This window comes from Thermaerobacillus caldiproteolyticus (assembly GCF_013761245.1).
Classification (GTDB): Bacteria; Bacillota; Bacilli; order Bacillales; family Anoxybacillaceae; genus Thermaerobacillus; species Thermaerobacillus caldiproteolyticus.
Genome location: NZ_JACDUT010000005.1, coordinates 178,525 through 201,044, shown reverse-complemented (window position 1 = coordinate 201,044; position 22,520 = coordinate 178,525). Strand labels below are relative to the sequence as shown.

Genomic DNA, 22,520 nt, shown 5'->3' with positions numbered 1-22,520 from the left:
AGTTAATGAACATGTAGTTTCTTTGCACAAATCTCTCTTTGAAAACTGGAGATAGAAGAGGGAAGCGCCTGCCATGTAACATTCTCAACCAACACATGCTCCTATACTGGCCGAAAAGCTAAACCTGCGCAGTACGTTAGCGTATAGGAAGTCCGTATTCAGGGGTGGAATGATTCGTCGAGCTTGGGCAACTTCCTTCGTTAAAAACTCCTTTCCTTCTAAACATAGTGAAATAGAAACAGCTCAATATGATGTAACCCACTTATAACCAATTCCCCAAACTGTCTCTAATCGTTCATCAATGGGAAATCCTGCTTTACGCATTTTTTCACGCAAATTACGAATATGGGAATCAACCGTTCTTCCCTCCGTTTCAGCATCATATCCCCAAAGGGAAACAATGAGTTGTTCCCGGCTAAACACGCGGTTTGGGTTCCGTAAAAATAACCCTAGCAATCCAAACTCTTTTGGAGTTACCGGAATCTTTTTTCCGTTATATGTCACTTCATGTGTCAGTTCATTCCACACAAGACCACTATCTTCAAGTTGGGAATTCTTTCTCGTGCGGCGCAATACAGCTTCCATTCGCGCCACTAATTCGTCTTCATCAAACGGCTTTGTAATATAATCGTCAGCCCCGATTTTCAGCCCTTTTACAACATCCAGTTTATGATCTCTTGCAGTGACCATGATAATGGGCACATCGGAAAACTGCCGAATATTTCGGCACGTTTCCCAGCCATCCATGTAAGGCATCATGACATCAAGTAAAATTAAATCACATACATTATGGCGAACATAGTCCATCGCCTCCTCGCCTGACCGACATTTAATACATTCATACCCTTTTGGCGCTAAATATAGTTCCAGCAAATCAAGCATTCTCTGTTCATCATCGACCAACACAATTCTTGTCATTGCTCGATATCCCTTTCTAATTCAATCGTGATCATTGTTCCTTTGTTTACTTTGCTTTCCAGTTTAACGGTGCCCCCATGAGCTTCTACAATTTCTTTTACAATCGATAATCCTAATCCACTTCCACCACTGGAACGGGCCCGCGACTTATCAACACGGTAAAACCGTTCAAACACAAACGGCACATCTTCCTCGGGAATGCCGATTCCTTCATCGGCAACAGTGATGAGCACGTGCTTCGATTTTTCTTCAACATCTAAACGAACGTGCCCCCCTCGCTTCGAATACTTCAACGCATTATCTAATACATTGACAAGCACTTGTTCAAAACGATTGGGATCAATTTGAAGCGACAAAGAAGACGGACAACGATACTCGAAGTGAATTCCTTTTTCTTGAAACGCTAGTGCCATTTTATCCGCAACACGTTGAATAAATGGATATAGTTTCACCGCTTCCTTTTGAATCGAAAATGAATGTTGTTCAAGTTGAGCTAAATCAAACAATTCTTTGACAAGAGCAGCCACATGATTGGCCTCCTCATAAATAATCGTTGCATATTTTATCCTTTCTTCTTCGCTCAATTCTTTTCGTCTTACAATATCTGCATACCCTTTTACATACGTTAACGGAGTGCGCAATTCATGCGAAATGCTCGCTAAAAATTCACTGCGTGTTTTTTTCAAATGCGCTAAATCTCTGGATAGCAATTGAATCGCTTTTGCAAGCGCTCCTAGTTCATCATTACTTTTTACATGTAGGTGAACGGAAAAATCCCCTCTACTCAGGCGCTCTGTTGCTTCTTTCATATGGATAAGTGGAGAAGCAACAATCCGGGACAATAGAAAAATAGTGAAAATCGTTGCCAGAAGCGATAACGCTCCGACCAACATAAACAAATGATTGATCCGCCAAATCATTTCTTTAATCGACTCTGTTGGTTGAAACATATACACATAGCCAACAGTGTGATGGTGTAAACGAATCGGACTGATAGCGGCAATATATTTTTCTGTTTTCCAGTGCGATTCAATGATTTTCCCCTCGCGTGGAACCTGAGCGGAAGAATGTCGAATGATTCGCTTCATCTCCGGCTGTAACCGATTAGAATAAGCAAGAATGTGTTTCTTTTTATCGGTGATGGCGACATCTGTATCTGCTTCCGATTCCATGAGCGCCACGTGATCAATCGTCGATTGACCATAATGTTTTTCCAACACAGCGCGATGGCTATTTCCTCTTGCCTGTAAAGCATTTAACTCTTCTTTCACGCGAGATTCCACTACATGAACATATAAGGTAAAAAACAACACTGTTTCAATCAGTACAATAAATACAAGAAATAACAAACCGATTTTAAAAGAAATGTTTTTCATTACCGCTTCGTTCCTTTCGTCCTTATCCTATCACCAATGTATCAAATTTTTGTGCATGTCCTCGATAATTTCTGCACATTTTTTCTCTATTCTAAAAAATGAAGGAGGTAATGACGAATGAACAAAAAGACGGTGGCAACGGCTTTGTTTATTTTCTTGTTAGCTTCTTGCTCTCACAATGAGAACTCGCACAGCAATCACAATATGACAACCAATAACGGACAACATTCCCAACATAACGAGACAAAAACAACAGCCCGACAAACCGGTAATGAATTTACGATTGTCGCAAAAGAAGCGACTCATCAACTCAATCGTAACGTTACACTTCCTGTATACACGTATAACGGCTCCGTTCCAGGAACCGAAATTCGTGTAAAACAAGGAGAACATGTAAAAATCCATCTAAAAAACGAACTAAAAGAACCAGTGACCATTCATTGGCACGGCTACCCTGTTCCAAACAATATGGACGGCATTCCGGGGGTAACGATGAACGCCGTACAGCCAGGAAAAACCTTTACGTATGAATTCGACGCAACTGTTCCGGGCACATATTGGTATCATTCTCATCAAAACAGCGTCAACCAAGTGGATAAAGGACTGTATGGCGCCCTTATCGTTGAACCGAAAGAAAAAGAGGACATTGACCGCGATTATACGCTCATTATCGACGAATGGATGAGTCATCCAATGACGGAAACGACAGGCGGACATAGCGGGCATGAAATGGCGTACAGCACAAGCAACATGAATGGACACGATATGAGTATGTACGATATTTTCACGATTAATGGGAAAAGTGGGGATCTCGTTGAACCGTTAAAAGTGAAACAAGGGGAACGAGTCAAACTTCGCCTCATTAATGCAGGCTATATGACTCACAAGCTTCATTTGCACGGTCACCAGTTCCAAGTCACCGCTATCGACGGACAACCAATAAAAGATCCAAAACTCATCAAAGACGAACTGTTAGCGATTGCCCCAGGCGAAAGATACGACATTGAATTTACGGCTAATCATCCGGGAACATGGTACTTAGAATGCCATGGAACAACGGCGGGAACCGATGGGATGAAAGTGCGGATTGAATATGAAGGCAAAGCGACTCAAAACGACCACCCTAATTCTGATAAACCGCTACCCATTTTTGATGTGACCGCATACGGAAAGCATGAGACGGGGCCATTTACATTGAAGCAACACTATGATTTGGAATATACAATGAAATTAGGCACCGCTACAGCTGGAAACAACACCGTCTTTACGATTAACGGGAAAACATTCCCGAATACAGAGCCCATTCAGGTGAAAAAAGGAGATCTCGTGAAAGTAAAACTGATTAATACATCGAAAACAGACGATCATCCTATGCATTTACACGGTCACTTTTTCCAAGTATTAAGCAAAAACGGAACTCCGCTAACTGGCTATCCAGTTATAAAAGATACATTGAATATCAAACCGGGTGAAGAGTATGTTGTTGCGTTCCAAGCGGATAACCCGGGCAATTGGATGTTCCATTGTCACGACTTGCATCACGCCGCAAGCGGAATGGTCACCGAAGTACACTATCAAGGCTACCGCTCTTCCTTCCAACCTGACCCATCGGCGGGAAATGTTCCGGAGTAAGAAAAGCACAAGCCCTTTTTACATCTACAGGCAAATGTTCTTCACCCACAAAACGGCTTGCCACCCCCAGGGGCTGATTTGACCCGAACTATCAAGCATCATGTTTCAAGTGATGCTTTGCATCGGCATCAATTCAAGAAACAAACTGGTTAGGCGCTGGAGCTATCCCAATTTCATTTTAAAAAAAGGATGTCCTGAAACATCACGGTTTCAGAACATCCTGTTCTTTTATGCCACTTGAATCGGTTTTCCGAATGGAACACGCGGCAAGTAATCGTCTGGAACGAGCCAAAACACTTCATAATTAACTTCAAGTTCCTCGTAAAAATACCCCGTCACATCAGTAATATAAAAGAGCGCATCAATTTTTTCCTCTTTTGCCCATTCTAATACTTCCGTATATGACGATTTCCCATGCTTAAAATATTTAATCACCGCTGTTCCAATCGGTGATACGTCACGAATTTTGAAATCAGCCTGCACTAACAGCGTATCTGGCCTCGCTTTTCCGAATAATTTAACAATATTTTGAATAAGAAGCGGGTGAGCCGGACGGGTAGATGTATCAATTGCCAATGCGATTGAGCTGTCTTTTCTTTCTTTTAGTAACGTTAACAGTGCTTTTTGCCATTTCACTTATCATCAGCTCCTTACTTTGTTGAAATAAACAGTCATTAGTATGATCGAGACATGAGCAAAATACGATCCGTTTTTATTTCCTTTTTCCTATAGCTTTGTAAGAATTAAACCAAATAAAGCTGTCACAATCCCCACGATTTGATAGGCTTTTAATTTTTCTTTAAAAATATAACAGCCTGTCATTACCACAACTAAACAATTGAGGCTGACAACGGGAAAAACAATCGTCGCGATTCCCTCATTCAGAGCATAAAAGTAGCAGCTAAATCCAATGACACTGAACAGAGCGATCGTCGCTCCTAAACGAAATTCCTGCTTTTGTCCCTTTTCCTTGCCGTAGCGCAGCAGTAAGTAAAGACTCCCTCCTCCATACATCGCGGTTAGCACATCCAATGAACCAATTCCAAGCGTCGAGCATACTTTCATCAAAACCCCAACAGCCCCAAACGAAATGATCGCTACTCCTATATGTCCAAGCCAAGGTATGTATTCATGATTTCCCTTTTCATTCGGTGTATATTGAATGACCGCTACAGAACATAGCATGCATAAAATCCCGAGCCAATGAAGAAGGGGAATATGTTCGTCAAACACGATTCCCGCCGCTAAGACAGGAAAAATGGCATTGACAGCAATTAATGGAGCCGTTAAACTAGCCGGTCCTTTTTCAAAAGCGATCGACATTTGAAGATTGCCAGTTGCATTGCAAATCCCAACAAGCGCGCCGAGACATACGGAAACCAAACTCGGATGAAGCACTTCATTCATCCACCCATAGCTAACCATCATAATAAAGGCAACAAGATAAAAATAGAGCTGAATATGTTGCTTCGACATCGAATGACGGGTACTCCACTTGAACAGCGTATTGTTAATGCCAAAGCAAACCGCGGTCAATACAGCAGCCAGCAGCCACATCTCTTTCCTCTCCCTGATGATGAATTGTACAACCTCTATTATAAATCGGTTAAATAAAACAACGTCAAGGCTTTTTCTTCACGCCTTGACGCTTTCATGTTTATTCGTTCTCTTTTACGGGAATCGGAATGTCTTTTCCATTCACATCATCCACCACTGCTTCAATTGTTCCTTCTGTATATACGTCACTCACTTGTTCATGCGTCGTTGCGAGCGCTGAAGATAAAGAAGAAGAACATTCATAGTCAGATGGCTTATACTGTCTTCCCGCGATTTTTACACTGTCTTGAGTCGTCATACATCGTGCCTCCTTGTCATGAACCTTCATTAATTAATTTGAAACAATGCAAAAAAATAAAAAGAGGAAGTTTATGGAGATTATAACCTCATAAAAAAAAGACAAACTAATGATAGAACATATATTATGTAGAAAGGATGGACAAGATATGAAAAAAACTCAGCAAAATCGCAGCGGAGAACAGCAATATAAAGACCGCCAACAAGAAAAAGATATGGAACAACAGCCGGGATATGGAGATAAAAAATTGGAAGGACCAAATCGCCCTGCCGAATAATCGTTCTATAAAGGACAGAATCTCCAATGAGACACTTAATAGCTTTACTTATTAAATATGTGTTACTTGCCACCATATTTTTGGCGATATTGCCGCTATTTTTCCAAGTATCATCAGCGGAACTGTTGTTTTTTAGCTTGTTGATGACGCTCATAACTTATACGCTTGGGGATGTATACATGTTGCCAAGATTCGGCAATTTCTCTGCTACGGTGGCTGACTTTGTACTTGTGTTTATCGCTGTTTGGGTTGGTATTGGAATCAACCGCGGTGAATTAACAACCGTATGGAGTGCAGCTTTCTTTTCTTCTTTGCTCGTCGCTATTGGTGAAGCAGTGTTTCATGCTTATATGGATAAAAACGTACTTCGTCATCGAGATGAACAAACAAATGACCAAGCAGTAACGATCCGCGAATTACAGACGGAAATGGCTGAAGAGTTAGACGTGCGAACTGCTCAAAACAAAGACAAACATCGAGGCTAACCTATCAATAAGGTTAGCCTTGATGTTTTAACGACAATAGCGTTTGTTTTAACTGCTCTTCCATGTTCACGAGTTCTCGTTCGACTTGCTGACGCTTCAGGCGACCCTCTTGTTGAATTTTTAATGTTTCCTCCAACGTTGTCACTAAGTTTTCTTGCGTTTTCTTTAACGTTTCAATATCAATGAGACCGCGCTCATTTTCTTTGGCCACTTCAATGCTGTTGGTTTTTAGCATTTCCGAATTACGAAGAAGCAAATTGTTTGTCGTTTCGGTCACTTGCTTTTGCGCCTCTACCGCTTTTTGTTGGCGGAACAGGGTAAGAGCGATGACCACTTGGTTTTTCCAGAGTGGAATCGCCGTTAAAATGGAAGACTGAATGCGTTCGACTAACGTTTGGTTCATATGTTGAATCATGCGAATTTGCGGAGCGGTTTGAATCGTTACTTGTCTGCTTAGTTTTAAATCGTGAATTCGCTTTTCTAGCCGGTCAGCAAATTGCATTAAATCGCTCACTTCTTGCATATCCATCTGGTTTCCGGACTGTTCGGCTTTTGCTTTTTGCTCCGGGATGAACGTTGTTCGCAATTCTTCCAATTTCAGCTCTGCGGCAGCGATATAAATATTAAGCGCATCGAAGTACTCTTTATTTTTTTCGTACAGCGTTTCTAGCATCATAATATCGCGAAACAATAATTGGCGATTCTTTTCAAGCTGGTCAGCAATTTTATCAATTTCAACGCCAATTTTTTGATACTTCGCCACCATGCCTTGTAGCGATTTAGATACCGAGCCAAACAATCGGGAAAAGAACCCCTTTTTCGCCGGCAGTAAATCGTCGGGATTGACTTCTTTGATTTTTGTCATTAACTCACTAATGACTTCTCCAACCGGACCGGCGTCTTTCGCTTGCACATGGTTGAGAATCGCATGGGAAAACTTAGATAATTCCGCCTGTGCTGCTACTCCATATTGGACGATTGCTTGTTGATTACGCGGATCAATTTGCTTTGAAAGCTGAAGCGCTTTTTCTCGATGTTCTTGCTTTAATGTATCAATGAGTTTCGTCGGCTGCTTTTCCCCATTCACCGGAGTTTCCCCTTGCTCGCTCGGCAAAGAAAACGGATTTTCTAACAATGAATCGAGCGAGCTTGTCCATTCTTGTTCGCGAAACTCATTCATCGGCATGTTATCGGACTGTTTCATATTCCTTCTCCTTCCCCCACTCCATCGTTGCTGATTGTTTTTGCTGCTCTAACGACTGTTCCAGCAATTTCGTTTCTACATTCAAATCAAATACATCGTCTGAAAGAAGCTCCAATAATCGTTGCTCCGCTGATTTGACGAGCTCATCGAGAAGCCGCTCAGTTTTCCACAGCGCTTCTTTCATCTCTTCGTTGCGAACAGGTTGATTCACTAAATATACGTACTTTTCAATGATGGTCACCGCCAAATCCAATTCGTTAATAAAAAACGACTGCGCGACTCGAAATTTGTGCGGATACTGCTCCACTGCTCTGATCATTTTCTCAACGGTTGTGGCAATGCGTGAAATTTTTTGCCACATAACAAGCGAACGAACGTTAAATCGCGTTCGACGGATTCGCTTCCACTTTTTCCGCGCCTCTGCTAGCTGTGAGCGAATATACTCTTTTTCTTCTTTTAAAAGATGTCCTGCCACAATTCGATGCGCCCTTCGCTTCATATACATTGATGTAATGACCATCGCCGCCGTGCCTGATAAAAAGGAAAGAAAAAATTGATAGTTAAACAGAAAAAATGTGACAACGGCTACAAGCAAACCGACATTCCACGAAACGAACAAGCGCCATAACATCATAAAAAATCGTTTCATCATTCATCCCTTCCTTGTCAACCCATTTATACTTTCATTATAGCATGTCCTCTTTATTTCATACGTTTGAACTGTCTATTTCGTTTCATTTCTTGTACGTCATAGGACAACTCGAACGAGGAATATGCTGTAAAAAAGAGAATGTACAGAGGAGATGAGAAGAATGAAACAGATCGACTGGCAAATGGTATATTTTGTCGGAATTACATTATTACAAGAATATTGGTGCTATATTGGCTTGCCGCGCATCTATTATTGGGATGTCACCCATAAAGACGACCGAAATAAGGCTGCTTAAACGAAAGGGGTGCTTCTATGCAGGATTGGCACATGCATCATTACTTGCCCACACAAAGAGGAAAACATTCGCCGCAAACCATCACCGTGACAGGACAAGGAACGGTTACAGTCAAACCGGACACCGTCATCATCACTCTCGGTATTCGAACTGAACATACGAACGTTCGTGAAGCGCTTTCAGAAAATGCCCAGCGGGCCGGCGTCATGATTCAGGCTTTAAAGGCAATTGGAGTGCACGAAGAGGATATCGATACCGCTTCGTTTTCCATTTATCCAAAATATAACTATACAAACGGTATTTCTGTATTAGTCAGCTACGAAGTTGAACATATTTTTGACATTACCGTAAGAGATACAAAAACCGTCGGTAACATTTACGAAACGGCTGTCGCCAACGGAGCGAACATCGCCCGCCATATTCAGTTTAAACTTGCCAACGAGCAACCTTACTACCAGCAGGCGCTCGCGATTGCAGTAAAAAATGCCAAAGAAAAAGCGTTCGTCATCGCTCACACACTCGGCCTTCCTCTTCATGACATACCGATTCAAATCAAAGAAGAAAGCCTCGCTCCCACCCTGTCTCCTTCCCTGCCATCAACAGTCGTACTTGCCGAACAACAAACTGCTCCCCCTATTCAAACGCAAGATATCATCATTTCGGCAGTTGCCCAAGCGATATTTACGTATTAATACAAAAAGGAGATCCTAGTTGCTTGCAAGGATCTCCTGACTAAAAATCGACTTCATGCACTCTCTTCCCGCCGAATAAAACGATTTTTTTCGTTTCTTTTGTCGTTTTTTCTCCTTCTTTTCTCACAATAGTCACTTCATACACACCGGGAAGATAAGAACCGAGCTTTCTAGAAAATGGTTCTTTTTGCGGTTCCCCTTGAACTTTCTTTCCGTTCACCAATATGGTGACATTTTCTCCCTCAGCATGGATCACTAAAGAATATAACGTCGGTTCAAATACATATTGATTGAACAAAAAAAATTGTTTTTCATACACTTTCATCGAAAAAATGGGCGGCTGGGATGTCAATCCTTTTATGTAAACGTGTTTCGTTTTCCATTGTTTTTCTAAATCATGATGAATTGTTTCGTACGCCTTTGGGTGTGACTCTAAATAAACAAACAGCGGAGCCAATGTCTTTTCATTCACTGGGATCGTTGGATCAGGTATTCGGATATAGGTTTGTAAAGCGGCGATATCTTTTTCTTTTAGCGCTTGTTCAAAGCGCATCATCGCTACTTCCTTTCCCGCAGCATTTTTCAACGCTCCATATCCTTTAACAAATAGAGTACCTATAAGCCAAAGCGCCGCGATGACTAAAGCAACGCGCCACGCCATTCGATAATACACTTTTCGCTGCTCTTGTTCTAAAAGCCGCGCTCTCCTTCTCTGCTCATAGCGCGCCTGTACCGCGACTTCCCCGCCACTGACCTCCTTTGTACCGTTTTGTTTGGTTCCATCTGTGTTTGTATCGAGTTTCACATGTTGTTTCACCTAACTTCCCCTCTCCTGTTCGACATTCCGTTGATGTTTCCTAGTTCATCTTTATGACCAAAACAGGGAATATATGTTAATGAAACAACCGGCCTTCGTACACACCAATCAAACACCATATTTGTAATCCGTTACTTCATTTTCTTTATGGAAGAAGGGGCTTTCTCGGCTATTTATTATAAAGCGTATAAGAAACTGCATGCCAATGTTTTGCACTTTCCGCTGTTGTACGTTTCCATCCTTGTTTTCTTAGTTGTTTGCCTACTAGCCGATGAAACCATCCGTGCCCAATAACAACGACATTTCCGTACGTTTTTGCATATCGGCATAATACAATAGCTGCTTTCTCTGCCCGCTGCTTTGCTTGCCAATATGATTCAACATTACCATTGTAGCCGCATAGCCAACATAACCGCGAAAAAATAAGCCATATGTTGGTCGGCAATCGTATAAGATTAACGTGGGCAAACGGAATTGGCATCTCTACTTCGCGAAACAATTCGCTAGTTTCGACTGGGCAAGATGGTCGTAACCGTTCCGCAGAATGAACAGCTCTCCGCAATATACTGGTGATGACCATGTTCGCGTTCTTTGCTTTTTGTAGCGTTAATAGAGGAATTTTATCGTCTTCACATATCCCATGTTCATCATAGGCTTTCACCCATTCGGCGAACTCAGCAGGCCTCATCCACCGCTGTTCTTGCCACTCAGATTTTCCATGCCGAATCAATGTAATTTCCATCTTTATCCTCCCCACTTCTCCTAAACATGTGCCTGAAAAAACAGCCTTTCTTCATGGTTGCATTCCCACTCGTTTCGCCCGCTGTTTTTCAAACCGTTGGAACATGATGACATATAAAAATGCACTGACAAAGGCAAGTAAGCTTAAAAGAAAAAACGTCCATTGGTAACTCATCCAAAGCGTTGCGGTAATGGAAAACGGAGCGATTGTTCGACCGATCGTCCAACGCAAGCTGGCAGCAGCAAAATATTGACCTCGCATCTCTTCTGGAGCGAGCTTTGAAATAAATGATTGCTGAATACCTGCTGTCATCAGCTCGGCAAACGTAAACAACGCCATAATAAATATCAGTCCCCAAATCGATTCCGTCTGGCCAAACAGCAAAATAGACACTCCGTACACAATCGAAGAGCCGACGAACACGAAACGCTCTTGGTAGCGCTCCATCCATCTTGTCACGTAAACAGTCAATAATGCAACAAGTAATCCATTTTCCGAGATGAGTAAGCCAAACGCCTTCTCCCCGCCTAGTGTGATGGACCAATCGCCAATCGAAAATAACGTTTGCTTGTCAATAACCTCTTTTGTATAAACAGGAATTAATAAATCGAGCTGCATAAACGTCTGACCGACTAAAATTCCCGCTACAATAAATAATAAAAATGTCCGGTCGCGCACGATAACTCCATACTGACGAACTTGCTTCCATATAACCTTGTACCATTTACCGCTATATTGTTCCACAACCACCTCCATCGGTACGGTTTCGCGTAACCACTTCGCTAAAAGAGTCGCTAATGCAAAACCAGACAATGCCACCGCAAGCAATAATTCAAACCGATAATCGGCATAAAACATTCCTCCGATAATCGGCCCCACGACAACCGCAATATTGATCGATGTATAAAACACCGCGAATACACTGCTGCGATGTTCTTCCGGCACAACATCAGCGATCATCGCTTGGCTTGCCGGCCAATAGAACGAACCGCAAATTCCCGCGAACGTAAAACAAATAAATCCAACAAGCGGTGATGTAAACCACGGCGAGCTTGCGAACGCAAACATAAAAAATGCGACACCTTGACCGTATGCCGCAAGCACCATCATTCGTTTCCGTCCAAACCGATCAGCGCAATAACCTCCCATTAAGCTCGCCAGCACGGAAAAAATTTGTGAAAAAATTAATAGCAATCCCGCATTATCTTTTCCGAACGATTCCGTAAAGTAAATCGCCATGAACGGAAAAAACATCCAAAACGTTACATTCATTAACGCTTCGCTAAATAAACGAACTTTCAAATTTCGATCCCAATCCCGTATTCTCATCATTAATTCCTCGCTTCTGCTCTATCTATCTCCTCCAAAATACATCAATGTCTTTCATCGCTTCACGCCGCTGTTCCCCAATTATACCACTACTTTTCTTAATATATTGTTTATATTTTTTGTAAAAAAAAGCACCTTTCCTTTGGAAAGTGCCTTACCCTTCCATAATAAGAACATCACAAACGCTTCCCATGGCATTTGCTTTAGTTCGCCTGGAAACTTCACTCCGTTTGCTCTCATCATCTCGTATGTACGTTCGATATCTTCACACTCAATCAAATACCATAAACGCTTTTGGTTATTGCCAATTTAACATCAGCGATTTCGGATAAAGAACGAGCGAGTTTCCCTTTCCTTTTGGCTCCGCTCCAATCCAGTTCTCTTTCGTAACCCTCTCTGTCCAAAACTGAACGGCTCCTTCTTGATTGTTACATAAATAACGTCTGTAGTCATAATCGTAATTGTTCTGATCGTTTCTAATTTATTAAAAACGTTTTTGTAACAAAAAGAAGTGACAAGTTTTTGAACATTTATCAAAACCGAGTACTATCTTTTTCATTTTGTAGTATATTTGTTACGGAACATTTCTATTTAAGTAGAATTGAGGGAGTGCAATCATGCTTGTTCATGAATTAATAGGTACGGAACATCTCTTTACTGGACAATTAAAGAAGGGATACCATATCCTTCTGAAAAAATATAAAACTTCCGATGTCCGTCTGTTCAGCGCGGATTATTTCCAAGAAATCGATTGCGGAACAGAAGAAGTCGTCGAGGTTGTCTTTGATCCAGGCAACGAATATTCACTTGTTTGTCTCGGTTTATATACATTCAAAAACGAATCCCCTTCCCTTCATGAATTGCAACGGACGCTCCAAAGCAAACATCAAGACATCTTTCAAAAAGAAGCAGTCTCAGCGTGAGACTGCTTCTTTTTCACTCTTTCTCTGTTTTGTTGGTGAAAGATGAATCGCTTCTGCCTGCAACGCTTCCGTTGCTTCTAACAGCCCTTCATTGCAGCTCGGATGCGGGTAAAATGGAAACTTGAAATCTTCCTCGCGCACAACTGTTTCCAATCCAATAATCCCGCTTGAAATCAGTTCAATCGCCCCTGCTCCTATCATATGGACTCCGAGGATGACCTCACTTTTCGCTTCGCTAATCACTTTGATTAATCCATCTTTTTGACCGATAATGCCCGCATATCCGTTTCCGGCTAATGGAAAGTGTCCGATACGAATGTCATTATACTGTTCTCTCGCTTCCTCTTCCGTCAAGCCGACGCTTGCAATCGGCGGAAGTGAATGCACAATCGTCGGTAGAAACGTCACGTCTACTTCCGATTCTTCTCCGGCAATCGTTTCCGCTGCGACTTTTCCTTGTTTGATCGCTTTTACGGCAAGCATCGGGCCGCCCGTCACATCTCCCACCGCAAATATATGAGGAATCGAGGTTTGCGCCTTATGATTGACATCAATAAACCCTTGTTCCGTTCGTTTCATGCTAAGACGATCAATCCCTAATTCATCAATATTGGCTTTCATATTGCAGGAAACGAACAAATGAGAACCTTCTACTGTCACTGCTTCTCCTTCCAACGTTTTAAGTGTGACAGCGACCGTATCTAGCGACGATGCCACGTTCTTGACTCGATGTTTTTGATAGACTTTGATTTTCATTTTTTTCAATATCCGCTGTAATTCACGGCCAATTGATGAATCAAAGCCAAAATGTTCATTTCCGTCCTCAAGAATGAGCGATACATCGGAGCCAAAAGCACGAAAGCTCGTCGCAACTTCAAGAGCAATATAATCGTTCCCATATACAAGTAAATGGCTCGGTAACGTTTCTAATCCATATATCGAATAAACATTAAGTATGCGTCCATGATCGATTTCGATCCACGTTGGTGGAATAAGCGTTGCGCCAGTAGCAATGACCGCATAGCGAAACTGATAGACGTCAAATGCCTCTCCCGCCTCTATTCCAATACGATCCTCGGCTAAAAATGAAGCTCTCCCTTTGATAAGTTCAATTTTATTTGCCTTGCAAAGCGCTTCCACACCTTGTCGAAGCTGGGCAGTTACTTTCGCTTTATAGTTTTGAAGTTTTCCGAGTTGAAACGATGAAGCAGTAAGCTCGATACCAAGTTCATCAATATGATGAATATCCGCCATTTTCTGTGCAGCATGGGCAAACACTTTTGATGGAATACAACCTTTGTTCAGACAAACACCGCCTAATTCTTCCTTCTCTATAAGAGTAATCGACAACCCAAGCTGCGCGGCACGGATCGCCGCATTGTATCCCCCTGGTCCTCCGCCGATGATGATGACATCTCTTTCATGAGCAAGCTCTCCTACTACCATAATCTATACCAACTCCATCAGCATCAATTTTGGATTTTCAATAAATTGAGCAAAACAATTCGTAAAGGCTACCGCGGCTGCCCCATCCGCTACGCGATGATCAAACGACATGGAGATATTCATCATCAAGCGAATCGCAATTTCGTCATCCTCAGTAACAACAGGCCGTTTCTTAGTTTTGTGGAATGCCATTAATGCAACTTCCGGATGATTAATAATCGGAGTGGCACCAATGCTACCACCGAGCGGACCGACATTACTAATTGTAAACGTACCGCCTGTTACATCTTCGAGTGTCAATTTGTTTTCTTGTGCCTTTTGAGTAAGGCGTTTCACTTCATCGTGAATCTCCCGCAGCGATTTGTTCTCAACATGTTTGATAACCGGAACAATCAACCCCTCTTCCGTGTCAACCGCGATCCCAATATGATGTTCACACTCAAGATGAATAACCTCATGCTTTTCATCGAGTTTAGCGTTGAAAATCGGGAATCTTTTCAGTGAAAGCGACAGGGCTTTTATAAAGAACGCGGTTGCTGAAATGCTGATGTTATGCTCTTTTAATTCTTCGCGAAACTTCATCAGTTCGGTCACATCGACTTCTTCAAAATGCGTACAATGTGGAATCGTAAATAATGAGTGCGTCATTTTTTTCGCAATTTGCTTGCGGCGGCCGCGGAATGGAATAGCATTTTTCTTTTCTTTTGGCGCATCCATTTTTGTTAAGATTTTCGTTTTCGATTCTACATCCTCTTTTTCCTGTTGAGATTGGAGAAACCGATGCACATCGTCATCTGTGATTCGCCCTGCTGGCCCTGTGCCAACGATCTTTGCTAAATCTACACCATGCTCACGAGCAATTTTTCGTGTATATGGTGAAGCGAGAATACGCTGTTTGACCGTTCGAGTTGACGGAGCGGTTTTTTTCTCAGGCGCAACCGCGACTGGCGGGTGATTCATGTGAGCGCTCTTCACATGTTGTCGCGTCTCTTCTGTTTCTAAAGCAAGAACCGTCGTACCGACTGAAATCACTTGACCTTCCGGAACGAAAATGTCCTGAATGACCCCTGCTGCTGGCGAGGGGATTTCTGCGACCATCTTATCTGTTTGCACTTCCACAAGCGGTTGATCGACCTGCACACGATCGCCTTTTTTCACTAAGTAATGGACAACGACTGCTTCGGTCATTCCCTCGCCAATATCATGAAGTTTGACTTCTATCATTTCCTGTGCCCCTTCCTTTTTTAAAACTGAATGACTTTATCAATTGCACGAAGAACGCGTTCAGGTGTCGGCAAATAATCATCTTCATAAGCAAAAAATGGGACAGGAGTGTCGAAGCCGCTTACCCGCTCAACCGGCGCTTTTTGATATAAGAAAGAGGTATCATTGATAATAGCAATAATGTCATTGGCTAATCCACCTGTCGAATGTGCTTCTTGAACAATGACTGTACGTCCTGTCTTTTGCACGGATTCGGCAATCATGTCTTTATCCAAGGGATAAAGGGTCCGTAAATCAATGACATCCGCATGAATTCCTTTTTTCTCGGCTTCTTCCGCCGCTTTCACTGCCACCGGCACCATCGCTCCCCACGCAATGACAGTGACATCGTCTCCTTCTCGCAGTTTTTTGCCTTTTCCTATCTCGATTGTATATTTTCCTTCTGGCACTTCCTCGCGAAAAGCACGGTAACATCTCATCGGCTCTAAAAATAATACAGGATCTGGATCCTCAATGGCGGCGATTAATAATCCTTTTGCATCATAAGGAGTAGATGGGCAAACAACTTTGATACCCGGCATATGGATAAATAACGCTTCGGTACTGTCCGAGTGAATTTCTGGAGCACGCACACCGGCTCCATACGGAGCGCGAATAACCATCGGTACGGTAAAATGCCCCTTCGTTCGTGAACGAATCCGTGCGGCATGTGTCATAATTTGTTCATAGGCAGGATAAATAAATCCTAAGAACTGAATTTCAACCACGGGACGAAACCCGTTGACTGCCATACCGATCGCCGCTCCTGTGAATCCTGCCTCACTTAAAGGAGTATCGATAACTCTCTCCTCGCCGAATTCCGCTTGCAATCCATCGGTGGCACGGAATACTCCGCCGTTTTGGCCGATATCTTCTCCCAATAAAATGACATCTTCTCGTTCATGCAACATCGTCCTGAGCGCATCATTGACAGCCTGAACAAGGGTCAACGTTTTCGTGTTCACCGCCGTTGTCATGCTGTACCACCCCGTTCCCATGCAAAATAAGCCTTCTTCTGTTCTTCTATCGTCCAAGTCGGTTCAGCAAACACATAATCAAACATATCAGCTGGATTCGCTTCGGGAACACGTTCCACTTCCATAATGGCTTGATCGATTTCGGCGGTTACTTCATCTTGGATGTTTTGAACCCATTCTTCGTCAAACCAGCCTTCCTGTTTCATAAAACGCTCTAGTCTCCTGATTGGATCCGTTGTTTCGCGCCTCCGTTTACTTTCTTCCTGATCACGGTATTTTGTTGGATCATCTGCTGTTGTATGCGCGCCATAGCGCCATGTGACCGCTTCAATTAAGGTTGGCCCTCCTCCATTTCTTGCTCGTTCAAGCGCTTTTTCCGTTTCAAAATACACAGCAAAAATATCGTTACCATCGATGCGAACGCCCTCAATATCGTACGCCAATGCTTTTTGTGCGATCGTTTTTGTTTTCATTTGCCGCGTAATCGGAACGGAAATCGCGTATTGATTGTTTTGATTAAAAAAGACGACGGGAGCATGAAATACGCTCGCAAAATTCAAGCCTTCATGAAAATCCCCTTCGGAAGTCGCCCCGTCTCCAAAATATACAATGGCAGCATTCATCGTTCCTTTTCGTTTTTCCGCATACGCGGCCCCGGCTGCATGTGGAAGTTGCGTGGCAATCGGCACACTTGGTGGAAAGATTTTTTTTCCATTAGGCGGAATACACCCTTCGTTTCGCCCTTTCCAATACAGCAAAATATGTTTTAACGAATGTCCAAACGTCATCGTTGCTCCGTGATCACGATATGTTGGAAACAGCCAATCACCTTCCTTTAACGCAAGGGCGCTGCCTACTTGACACGCTTCCTGCCCTTCATACGGAGCGTACGTACCGATTCGTCCCTGTCGCTGCAGGCTCACACATTTCCGATCAAACATTCTTGTGCGAATCAAATGACGATAGCATGCCATAACAAGCTCTTTCGTAATTTTTTTGCGATATTCCGGCATCAAAATACATCCTTCGTAATCCATCACCTGAATCATCGGAAATTGTTGTTCCATCGAATCTCCCTCCTTGTTGTTTACCGACGAACATCCCATTTTGGCCGCTTATTGCGGGTAAAAAAATTATTGCGACGGCTGCGCATCTCTAGCCGTTCCTCACAAAAACGATTCGCCGCTTCAACTGTTGTAATATTCTCGGTTTCAGCTTGAGCATAAATATTTAAAAGCGTCGAATAAATGGATTTTGTTTTTTGAAGAACTCTCGCTTTATTTGAGCCGTACAGCTCATCGGCCACCTGAATGAGCCCGCCTGCATTGACAATATAATCCGGCGCATATAAAATTCCTTTTTCCCTCAACCGTTGTCCGTGACGTACGTCTAACAATTGGTTGTTTGCAGAACCGACAATCGCTTTCACTTTCAATACATCTACCGTATCATCGTTGACAACATTGCCAAATGCACATGGTACAAATACGTCAGCATCCGTTTGATAAATTTCCCTTCCTTGAACTACTTTCACACCCGCTCCTAATTTCTTCGCATAGGAAAGAATCGATTCAATGGCAGACGGATTAATGTCACATACATATAAATCCGCCCCTTCTTCAAGCAATCGCTCAGCTACTTTCAAACCGACTTTTCCCAATCCTTGAATCGCGTAGGTCTTCCCATGAAGATCATCGCTACCCCAAAGCACTTTGTTCGTTGCTTGAATTCCATAAATTACTCCTAATGCAGTTGGCACAGAGGAATCGCCACTTCCACCGTATTCCTCAGGAACACCGACAATACAGCTCGTTTCTTTCATGGCATGGACAAAATCGTCCGGTGTCGTTCCCATATCGGTACCCGTATAAAATCGTCCGTTTAACGACTCCACAAACTGCCCGAACGCGCGAAACAACTCAGGTGTTTTATCTTTACGTGGATCGCCAATGATGACCGCTTTTCCGCCGCCAAAATCTACATCAGCAGCAATGCATTTATAGGTCATTCCTTTAGAAAGATGAAGCACGTCAAAAAGAGCCTCTTCTACCGTTTGATACGGCTGCATGCGACATCCGCCAAGAGCTGGTCCTAATGTTGTATTATGAATGGCAATAATCGCTTTTAATCCTGTTTTTTCATCGTTACAAAACATCACTTGTTCATGTTCCTTAATTTGTGTAAAAATATCGACTGATTTCCATTCGCTTGTGATTGTGTTCATATCTCCCATCCTCCTATGAATCTAGCAACGGATTAAGACTGCTGTAACATTTGCTGGATTTTTTGCTTAGGTAAAATCACTTGCTTCACTTTCCCTACCCCGATTACCTGCGTTTCGTTTTTTGCTTCGACTTTCGTAATAACGACATTGTCACGAAATTCCGTGAGTGTCGCCGTAACGGTGACGGTCGTCCCTTCCGTCGTCGGGGCAATGTGCTTTACAGATACCGCCGCACCGATTCCTTCTTCATTTTCTTCAAGATATGGTAAAATGATTTTTCTAGAGGCCCATTCCATGTGATACACCATTGATACGGTTGAATAAGCCGGATGAACGACATTACCTTCAAATTGTGCAAACATATCAGGAGTGACTACTGCTTGCACAACAGCTGTGTCCCCCACTTTCATCCCCGATTTCATCATTTCCACCCCTTTTTAAAACTATTTATAGTACATACGTTTTTAAAACGTTATATATTTATTTGTTTTTATTCGAAAAAATGGGATAAGCCAAGCGGCGACTTATCCGATTTTCTACATTTTCTCTCTTAACTTAACACAGCACGATCATTCACCAAATGTTCGCCACGAATACGCTGAAATTCTGCCAATAATTTTTCTACCGTCAATCCTTTCTTCGCCTTCTCATCCACTTCAAGGATGATCTGCCCTTTATCCATCATAATGAGGCGGTTTCCTACATCGATGGCTTGCTGCATGTTATGGGTTACCATTAATGTTGTTAACCCATACTGCTGAACAATCTCTTTCGTTAAATTCGTAATCAACTCAGCTCTTGCTGGATCTAATGCAGCGGTATGTTCATCAAGCAATAATATCGCAGGCTCGGTAAACGTCGCCATAAGCAAAGACAGCGCTTGTCTCTCTCCCCCTGAAAGAAGACCGACTCTTGCTTGAAGGCGATTTTCTAACCCGAGATGAAGGGTTTCAAGCACCTCACGAAAATAGTCGCGCCGCTTTTTTGTCACTCCGTTGCGAAGCGTTCGTTTTTGATTGCGGGAGTAGGCTATCGCCAAATTTTCTTCAATCGTCATGCTCGGGGCTGTTCCTGCCATCGGGTCTTGAAATACTCTCCCGATATAGCGGGAACGAACATATTCCGGCATCATCGTCACATCCTGACCATCAATATAAATACTCCCTTCGTCAGGAAACATCACTCCAGAAATCAAATTCATTAACGTCGATTTCCCTGCTCCATTGCTGCCAATAATCGTGACAAAATCCCCTTTATTTAGCGTTAGCTGAATATTATTTAGGGCGACTTTTTCGTCCGGTGTTCCTTCATTAAATACTTTATAAATCCGATTTAACTGCAACATCGCTTTCACCCTTTCCGCTCGTTGGCACCCCTACAAGCTGCGCCCGCTCTAGTCTCTTTTGCGCTTTTCGCTTTTTCTCTTTTTGATGACGAACAATTTGTGGCATTACTAGCGCTAAAATGACGATCGAGGCAGTGATCAGTTTGACATCTCCTGTTTCCAGAAACTGAGCACGCAATGCTAGGCTCACTACAATGCGATAAATAATAGAGCCGCCGATGACAGCCAATGTCGTTCTAGCAATTGTTTTTGTCCCAAAAACCGCTTCTCCAATAATGACAGAAGCCAATCCGATAATAATCATCCCAATTCCCATGCCGACATCAGCAAATGAACCATATTGCGCAATAAGCGCACCGGAAAAAGCAACCATCCCATTGGAAAGGCCAAGCCCTAACACAATGAGCAAATTTGTATTAGCCGATAAACTGCGAATCATACGAGAGTTATCCCCCGTTGCACGAATGGCAAGACCGATTTCCGTCTGCAAAAACCAGTCGGTGAAAAATTTAAAAACAAGCGTAAGTATCGCCATCGCTAGTAAAATACTCCACATTTTGGACGTCGCTGGATCTAATCCGAGCGAAGTTCCCCACTCTTGAATCGTCGTGAATACCGTTTTTTCATTGAGAAGCGGTACATTAGAGCGCCCCATAATTCGAAGGTTAATCGAATAAAGAGCAATCATCATTAAAATTCCCGACAATAACGCATTGATTTTCCCAACCGTATGAAGAAGCCCCGTGATACATCCAGCTGCAAATCCGACAACGAGAGCGACACATGTGGCGACGAAGGGGTTTATCCCGCTCACAATGAGTGTCGCTGCCACAGCTGCCCCCGCGACAAAACTCCCATCTACCGTTAAATCAGGAAAGTCTAAAATCCGAAATGAAAGATACACACCTAACGCCATAATCGCATAAATAATTCCCGATTCCACTGCACCTGCTATCGCAGTAAACAAAGGCATTCATCCTTTCGAACGTTATTCGATATATTCAGCTATTCCATCCCACTCTGGCTTCAGCTCAATTCCTTGCTTTTTCGCTGCCGTTTTATTAATGACAAGCTTTAATTTTTTCGGATATTCTGGTTTAATCTCAGACGGCTTTTTCTCCCCTTTTAAAATGACTACCGCCATTTCTCCGGCTTGATAACCGATGTCGTAGTAATCAAACCCGTATGCAGCAAAACAGCCGCGTTTTAGCGAATCGAGTTCCCCTGTAAAGACTGGGATTTTCTTTTCATTCGCCACGCTGACAACCGATTCAATCGCTGATACAACCGTATTATCTGTCACGATATAAAATACATCTGCTTTCCCAACAAGCGATTCTGCCGCTTGCTTCACCTCAGCCGTCGTTGAAACAGATGCTTCTACGAACTTTAAGTCGGTATTTTTGGCCGCTTCTTTTACCTTTTGAATTTGCACCACAGAATTTTGTTCACCGGAGTTATAAATGAGTCCAACCGTTTTCGCATCGGTTTGTTCATCGATAAATTGAATCATTTTACGAATGGCATCAGGGTGACTATCCGTTGTTCCGGTAATATTTTCACCAGCTCGGTCCATTGATGGAACTAAGCTTGCGCCGACAGGATCTGTTACGGAAGTGAACACGATTGGAATGTCTTTGGTAGCATTTAAAGCACTTTGAGCACTCGGTGTAGAGTTCGCAAAAATGAGGTCAACACCATCTCCGACCAAATTGTTGGCAATCGTTTGATTATTGTTCGGATCCCCTTGTGCGATTTGCACATCGTACTTTACATTTTTCCCTTCCTTAAATCCGCCATCCTCCAGCGCTTTTTTAAATCCTTTAAAGGCTGCATCGAGTGACGGATGTTCAATAATCTGCGTCACCCCAATTGTTGCGGTTTGCTTTTCACTTCCATTCTCTTTCTGATCACTCGTTGATGTCTCCTTCCCACAGCCGGAAAGCGCTAATATGCTGACCAACATTGGCACTGCTAGTCTTTTCATAACTTTTACCATCCTTACTCCCCCTTATTTTTTTATAAAAAATTAGTATTCTATCACTTCAAACAAAACTAGGCGCGTTTT

The 22,520-nt window shown here is 42.8% G+C and carries 26 protein-coding genes; 6 read left to right on the top strand and 20 right to left on the bottom strand.

Annotated features, from left to right (window positions below; genetic code table 11):
* Positions 1-243: 243 nt before the first annotated feature.
* Both HNR31_RS09695 and HNR31_RS09690 read right to left on the bottom strand, forming a co-directional pair.
* Positions 244-918 (bottom strand): response regulator transcription factor, encoded by a 675-nt coding sequence (locus tag HNR31_RS09695; RefSeq protein WP_181556037.1) that lies wholly within the window; start codon positions 916-918, stop codon positions 244-246.
* On the bottom strand, positions 915-2,294 hold the full coding sequence (locus HNR31_RS09690; protein WP_181556036.1) for a sensor histidine kinase: 1,380 nt from the start codon (positions 2,292-2,294) through the stop codon (positions 915-917). Before HNR31_RS09690 ends, HNR31_RS09695 begins: the two co-directional genes overlap by 4 nt.
* A gap of 117 nt (positions 2,295-2,411) precedes the next feature.
* Between HNR31_RS09690 and HNR31_RS09685 the strand changes: the two genes are divergently transcribed.
* A complete protein-coding gene (locus tag HNR31_RS09685) occupies positions 2,412-3,926 on the top strand; it encodes a multicopper oxidase family protein (RefSeq protein WP_181556035.1) in 1,515 nt (504 codons plus the stop codon).
* Positions 3,927-4,154: 228 nt separating this feature from the next.
* Here HNR31_RS09685 and HNR31_RS09680 read toward each other — a convergent pair whose 3' ends face one another.
* The 3 genes from HNR31_RS09680 to HNR31_RS09670 all read right to left on the bottom strand — a co-directional run bounded on the left by HNR31_RS09680 (position 4,155) and on the right by HNR31_RS09670 (position 5,781).
* On the bottom strand, positions 4,155-4,562 hold the full coding sequence (locus tag HNR31_RS09680) for a vWA domain-containing protein (protein ID WP_181556034.1): 408 nt from the start codon (positions 4,560-4,562) through the stop codon (positions 4,155-4,157).
* A 90-nt stretch (positions 4,563-4,652) separates the two neighbouring features.
* Positions 4,653-5,483 (bottom strand): DMT family transporter, encoded by an 831-nt coding sequence (locus HNR31_RS09675; protein ID WP_181556033.1) that lies wholly within the window; start codon positions 5,481-5,483, stop codon positions 4,653-4,655.
* A 100-nt stretch (positions 5,484-5,583) separates the two neighbouring features.
* Positions 5,584-5,781: a YozQ family protein gene (locus HNR31_RS09670; protein WP_181556032.1), complete on the bottom strand. Its 198-nt coding sequence runs from the start codon at positions 5,779-5,781 to the stop codon at positions 5,584-5,586.
* A 148-nt stretch (positions 5,782-5,929) separates the two neighbouring features.
* Here HNR31_RS09670 and HNR31_RS18710 point away from each other — a divergent pair, with 148 nt between their 5' ends.
* Together HNR31_RS18710 and HNR31_RS09665 are read left to right on the top strand one after the other, a co-directional pair.
* On the top strand, positions 5,930-6,058 hold the full coding sequence (locus HNR31_RS18710) for a hypothetical protein (protein ID WP_258561045.1): 129 nt from the start codon (positions 5,930-5,932) through the stop codon (positions 6,056-6,058).
* Between the two features lie 26 nt (positions 6,059-6,084).
* Complete coding sequence (locus HNR31_RS09665; protein WP_181556031.1) at positions 6,085-6,543, top strand: YndM family protein; 459 nt, start codon at positions 6,085-6,087, stop codon at positions 6,541-6,543.
* Positions 6,544-6,556: 13 nt separating this feature from the next.
* Here HNR31_RS09665 and HNR31_RS09660 read toward each other — a convergent pair whose 3' ends face one another.
* Positions 6,557-7,747: a toxic anion resistance protein gene (locus tag HNR31_RS09660; protein WP_181556030.1), complete on the bottom strand. Its 1,191-nt coding sequence runs from the start codon at positions 7,745-7,747 to the stop codon at positions 6,557-6,559.
* Entirely contained in the window at positions 7,731-8,399 is a 669-nt protein-coding gene (locus HNR31_RS09655) for a 5-bromo-4-chloroindolyl phosphate hydrolysis family protein (RefSeq protein WP_374058303.1), read from the bottom strand. Before HNR31_RS09655 ends, HNR31_RS09660 begins: the two co-directional genes overlap by 17 nt.
* 160 nt (positions 8,400-8,559) lie before the next feature.
* Between HNR31_RS09655 and HNR31_RS18705 the strand changes: the two genes are divergently transcribed.
* Positions 8,560-8,694 carry a hypothetical protein gene (locus tag HNR31_RS18705; RefSeq protein WP_258561044.1) on the top strand — a complete coding sequence of 45 codons (135 nt, stop codon included), beginning with the start codon at positions 8,560-8,562 and terminating at the stop codon, positions 8,692-8,694.
* Positions 8,695-8,711: 17 nt separating this feature from the next.
* Positions 8,712-9,386, top strand: coding sequence for an SIMPL domain-containing protein (locus HNR31_RS09650; protein ID WP_181556028.1), 675 nt, complete (start codon positions 8,712-8,714; stop codon positions 9,384-9,386).
* A gap of 40 nt (positions 9,387-9,426) precedes the next feature.
* Here the strand turns inward: HNR31_RS09650 and HNR31_RS09645 are convergent, their stop codons facing one another.
* The 4 genes from HNR31_RS09645 to HNR31_RS19280 all read right to left on the bottom strand — a co-directional run bounded on the left by HNR31_RS09645 (position 9,427) and on the right by HNR31_RS19280 (position 12,553).
* Positions 9,427-10,203: a TcaA second domain-containing protein gene (locus HNR31_RS09645; protein ID WP_181556027.1), complete on the bottom strand. Its 777-nt coding sequence runs from the start codon at positions 10,201-10,203 to the stop codon at positions 9,427-9,429.
* Positions 10,204-10,372: 169 nt separating this feature from the next.
* The gene (locus HNR31_RS09640; protein WP_181556026.1) at positions 10,373-10,945 is read right to left on the bottom strand and encodes a histidine phosphatase family protein; all 573 of its coding nucleotides are present in this window, start codon (positions 10,943-10,945) and stop codon (positions 10,373-10,375) included.
* Positions 10,946-10,996: 51 nt separating this feature from the next.
* Positions 10,997-12,274, bottom strand: coding sequence for an MDR family MFS transporter (locus HNR31_RS09635; protein WP_181556122.1), 1,278 nt, complete (start codon positions 12,272-12,274; stop codon positions 10,997-10,999).
* 81 nt (positions 12,275-12,355) lie between these two features.
* Positions 12,356-12,553 carry a VOC family protein gene (locus HNR31_RS19280; protein ID WP_374058302.1) on the bottom strand — a complete coding sequence of 66 codons (198 nt, stop codon included), beginning with the start codon at positions 12,551-12,553 and terminating at the stop codon, positions 12,356-12,358.
* Between the two features lie 338 nt (positions 12,554-12,891).
* Here HNR31_RS19280 and HNR31_RS09630 point away from each other — a divergent pair, with 338 nt between their 5' ends.
* Entirely contained in the window at positions 12,892-13,197 is a 306-nt protein-coding gene (locus HNR31_RS09630; protein ID WP_181556025.1) for a hypothetical protein, read from the top strand.
* Here HNR31_RS09630 and lpdA read toward each other — a convergent pair.
* The 9 genes from lpdA to HNR31_RS09585 all read right to left on the bottom strand — a co-directional run bounded on the left by lpdA (position 13,189) and on the right by HNR31_RS09585 (position 22,451).
* A complete protein-coding gene (lpdA, locus tag HNR31_RS09625; RefSeq protein WP_181556024.1) occupies positions 13,189-14,643 on the bottom strand; it encodes a dihydrolipoyl dehydrogenase in 1,455 nt (484 codons plus the stop codon). The genes HNR31_RS09630 and lpdA overlap by 9 nt on opposite strands.
* Before the next feature lie 3 nt (positions 14,644-14,646).
* The gene (locus HNR31_RS09620) at positions 14,647-15,864 is read right to left on the bottom strand and encodes a dihydrolipoamide acetyltransferase family protein (protein ID WP_181556121.1); all 1,218 of its coding nucleotides are present in this window, start codon (positions 15,862-15,864) and stop codon (positions 14,647-14,649) included.
* Positions 15,865-15,887: 23 nt separating this feature from the next.
* Positions 15,888-16,883: an alpha-ketoacid dehydrogenase subunit beta gene (locus HNR31_RS09615; protein WP_181556023.1), complete on the bottom strand. Its 996-nt coding sequence runs from the start codon at positions 16,881-16,883 to the stop codon at positions 15,888-15,890.
* Entirely contained in the window at positions 16,880-17,950 is a 1,071-nt protein-coding gene (pdhA, locus tag HNR31_RS09610) for a pyruvate dehydrogenase (acetyl-transferring) E1 component subunit alpha (RefSeq protein ID WP_181556022.1), read from the bottom strand. Before pdhA ends, HNR31_RS09615 begins: the two co-directional genes overlap by 4 nt.
* 20 nt (positions 17,951-17,970) lie before the next feature.
* Complete coding sequence (locus tag HNR31_RS09605) at positions 17,971-19,107, bottom strand: Leu/Phe/Val dehydrogenase (RefSeq protein ID WP_181556021.1); 1,137 nt, start codon at positions 19,105-19,107, stop codon at positions 17,971-17,973.
* Positions 19,108-19,139: 32 nt separating this feature from the next.
* Positions 19,140-19,529, bottom strand: a complete 390-nt coding sequence (locus HNR31_RS09600; RefSeq protein ID WP_181556020.1) for a thioesterase family protein — start codon at positions 19,527-19,529, stop codon at positions 19,140-19,142.
* 128 nt (positions 19,530-19,657) lie between these two features.
* Positions 19,658-20,452, bottom strand: a complete 795-nt coding sequence (locus tag HNR31_RS09595) for an ABC transporter ATP-binding protein (protein WP_181556019.1) — start codon at positions 20,450-20,452, stop codon at positions 19,658-19,660.
* Positions 20,427-21,419, bottom strand: a complete 993-nt coding sequence (locus tag HNR31_RS09590; RefSeq protein WP_181556018.1) for an ABC transporter permease — start codon at positions 21,417-21,419, stop codon at positions 20,427-20,429. The genes HNR31_RS09595 and HNR31_RS09590 overlap by 26 nt, the downstream gene beginning before the upstream one ends.
* A 21-nt stretch (positions 21,420-21,440) precedes the next feature.
* Complete coding sequence (locus HNR31_RS09585) at positions 21,441-22,451, bottom strand: ABC transporter substrate-binding protein (protein WP_181556017.1); 1,011 nt, start codon at positions 22,449-22,451, stop codon at positions 21,441-21,443.
* Positions 22,452-22,520 lie beyond the last annotated feature (69 nt).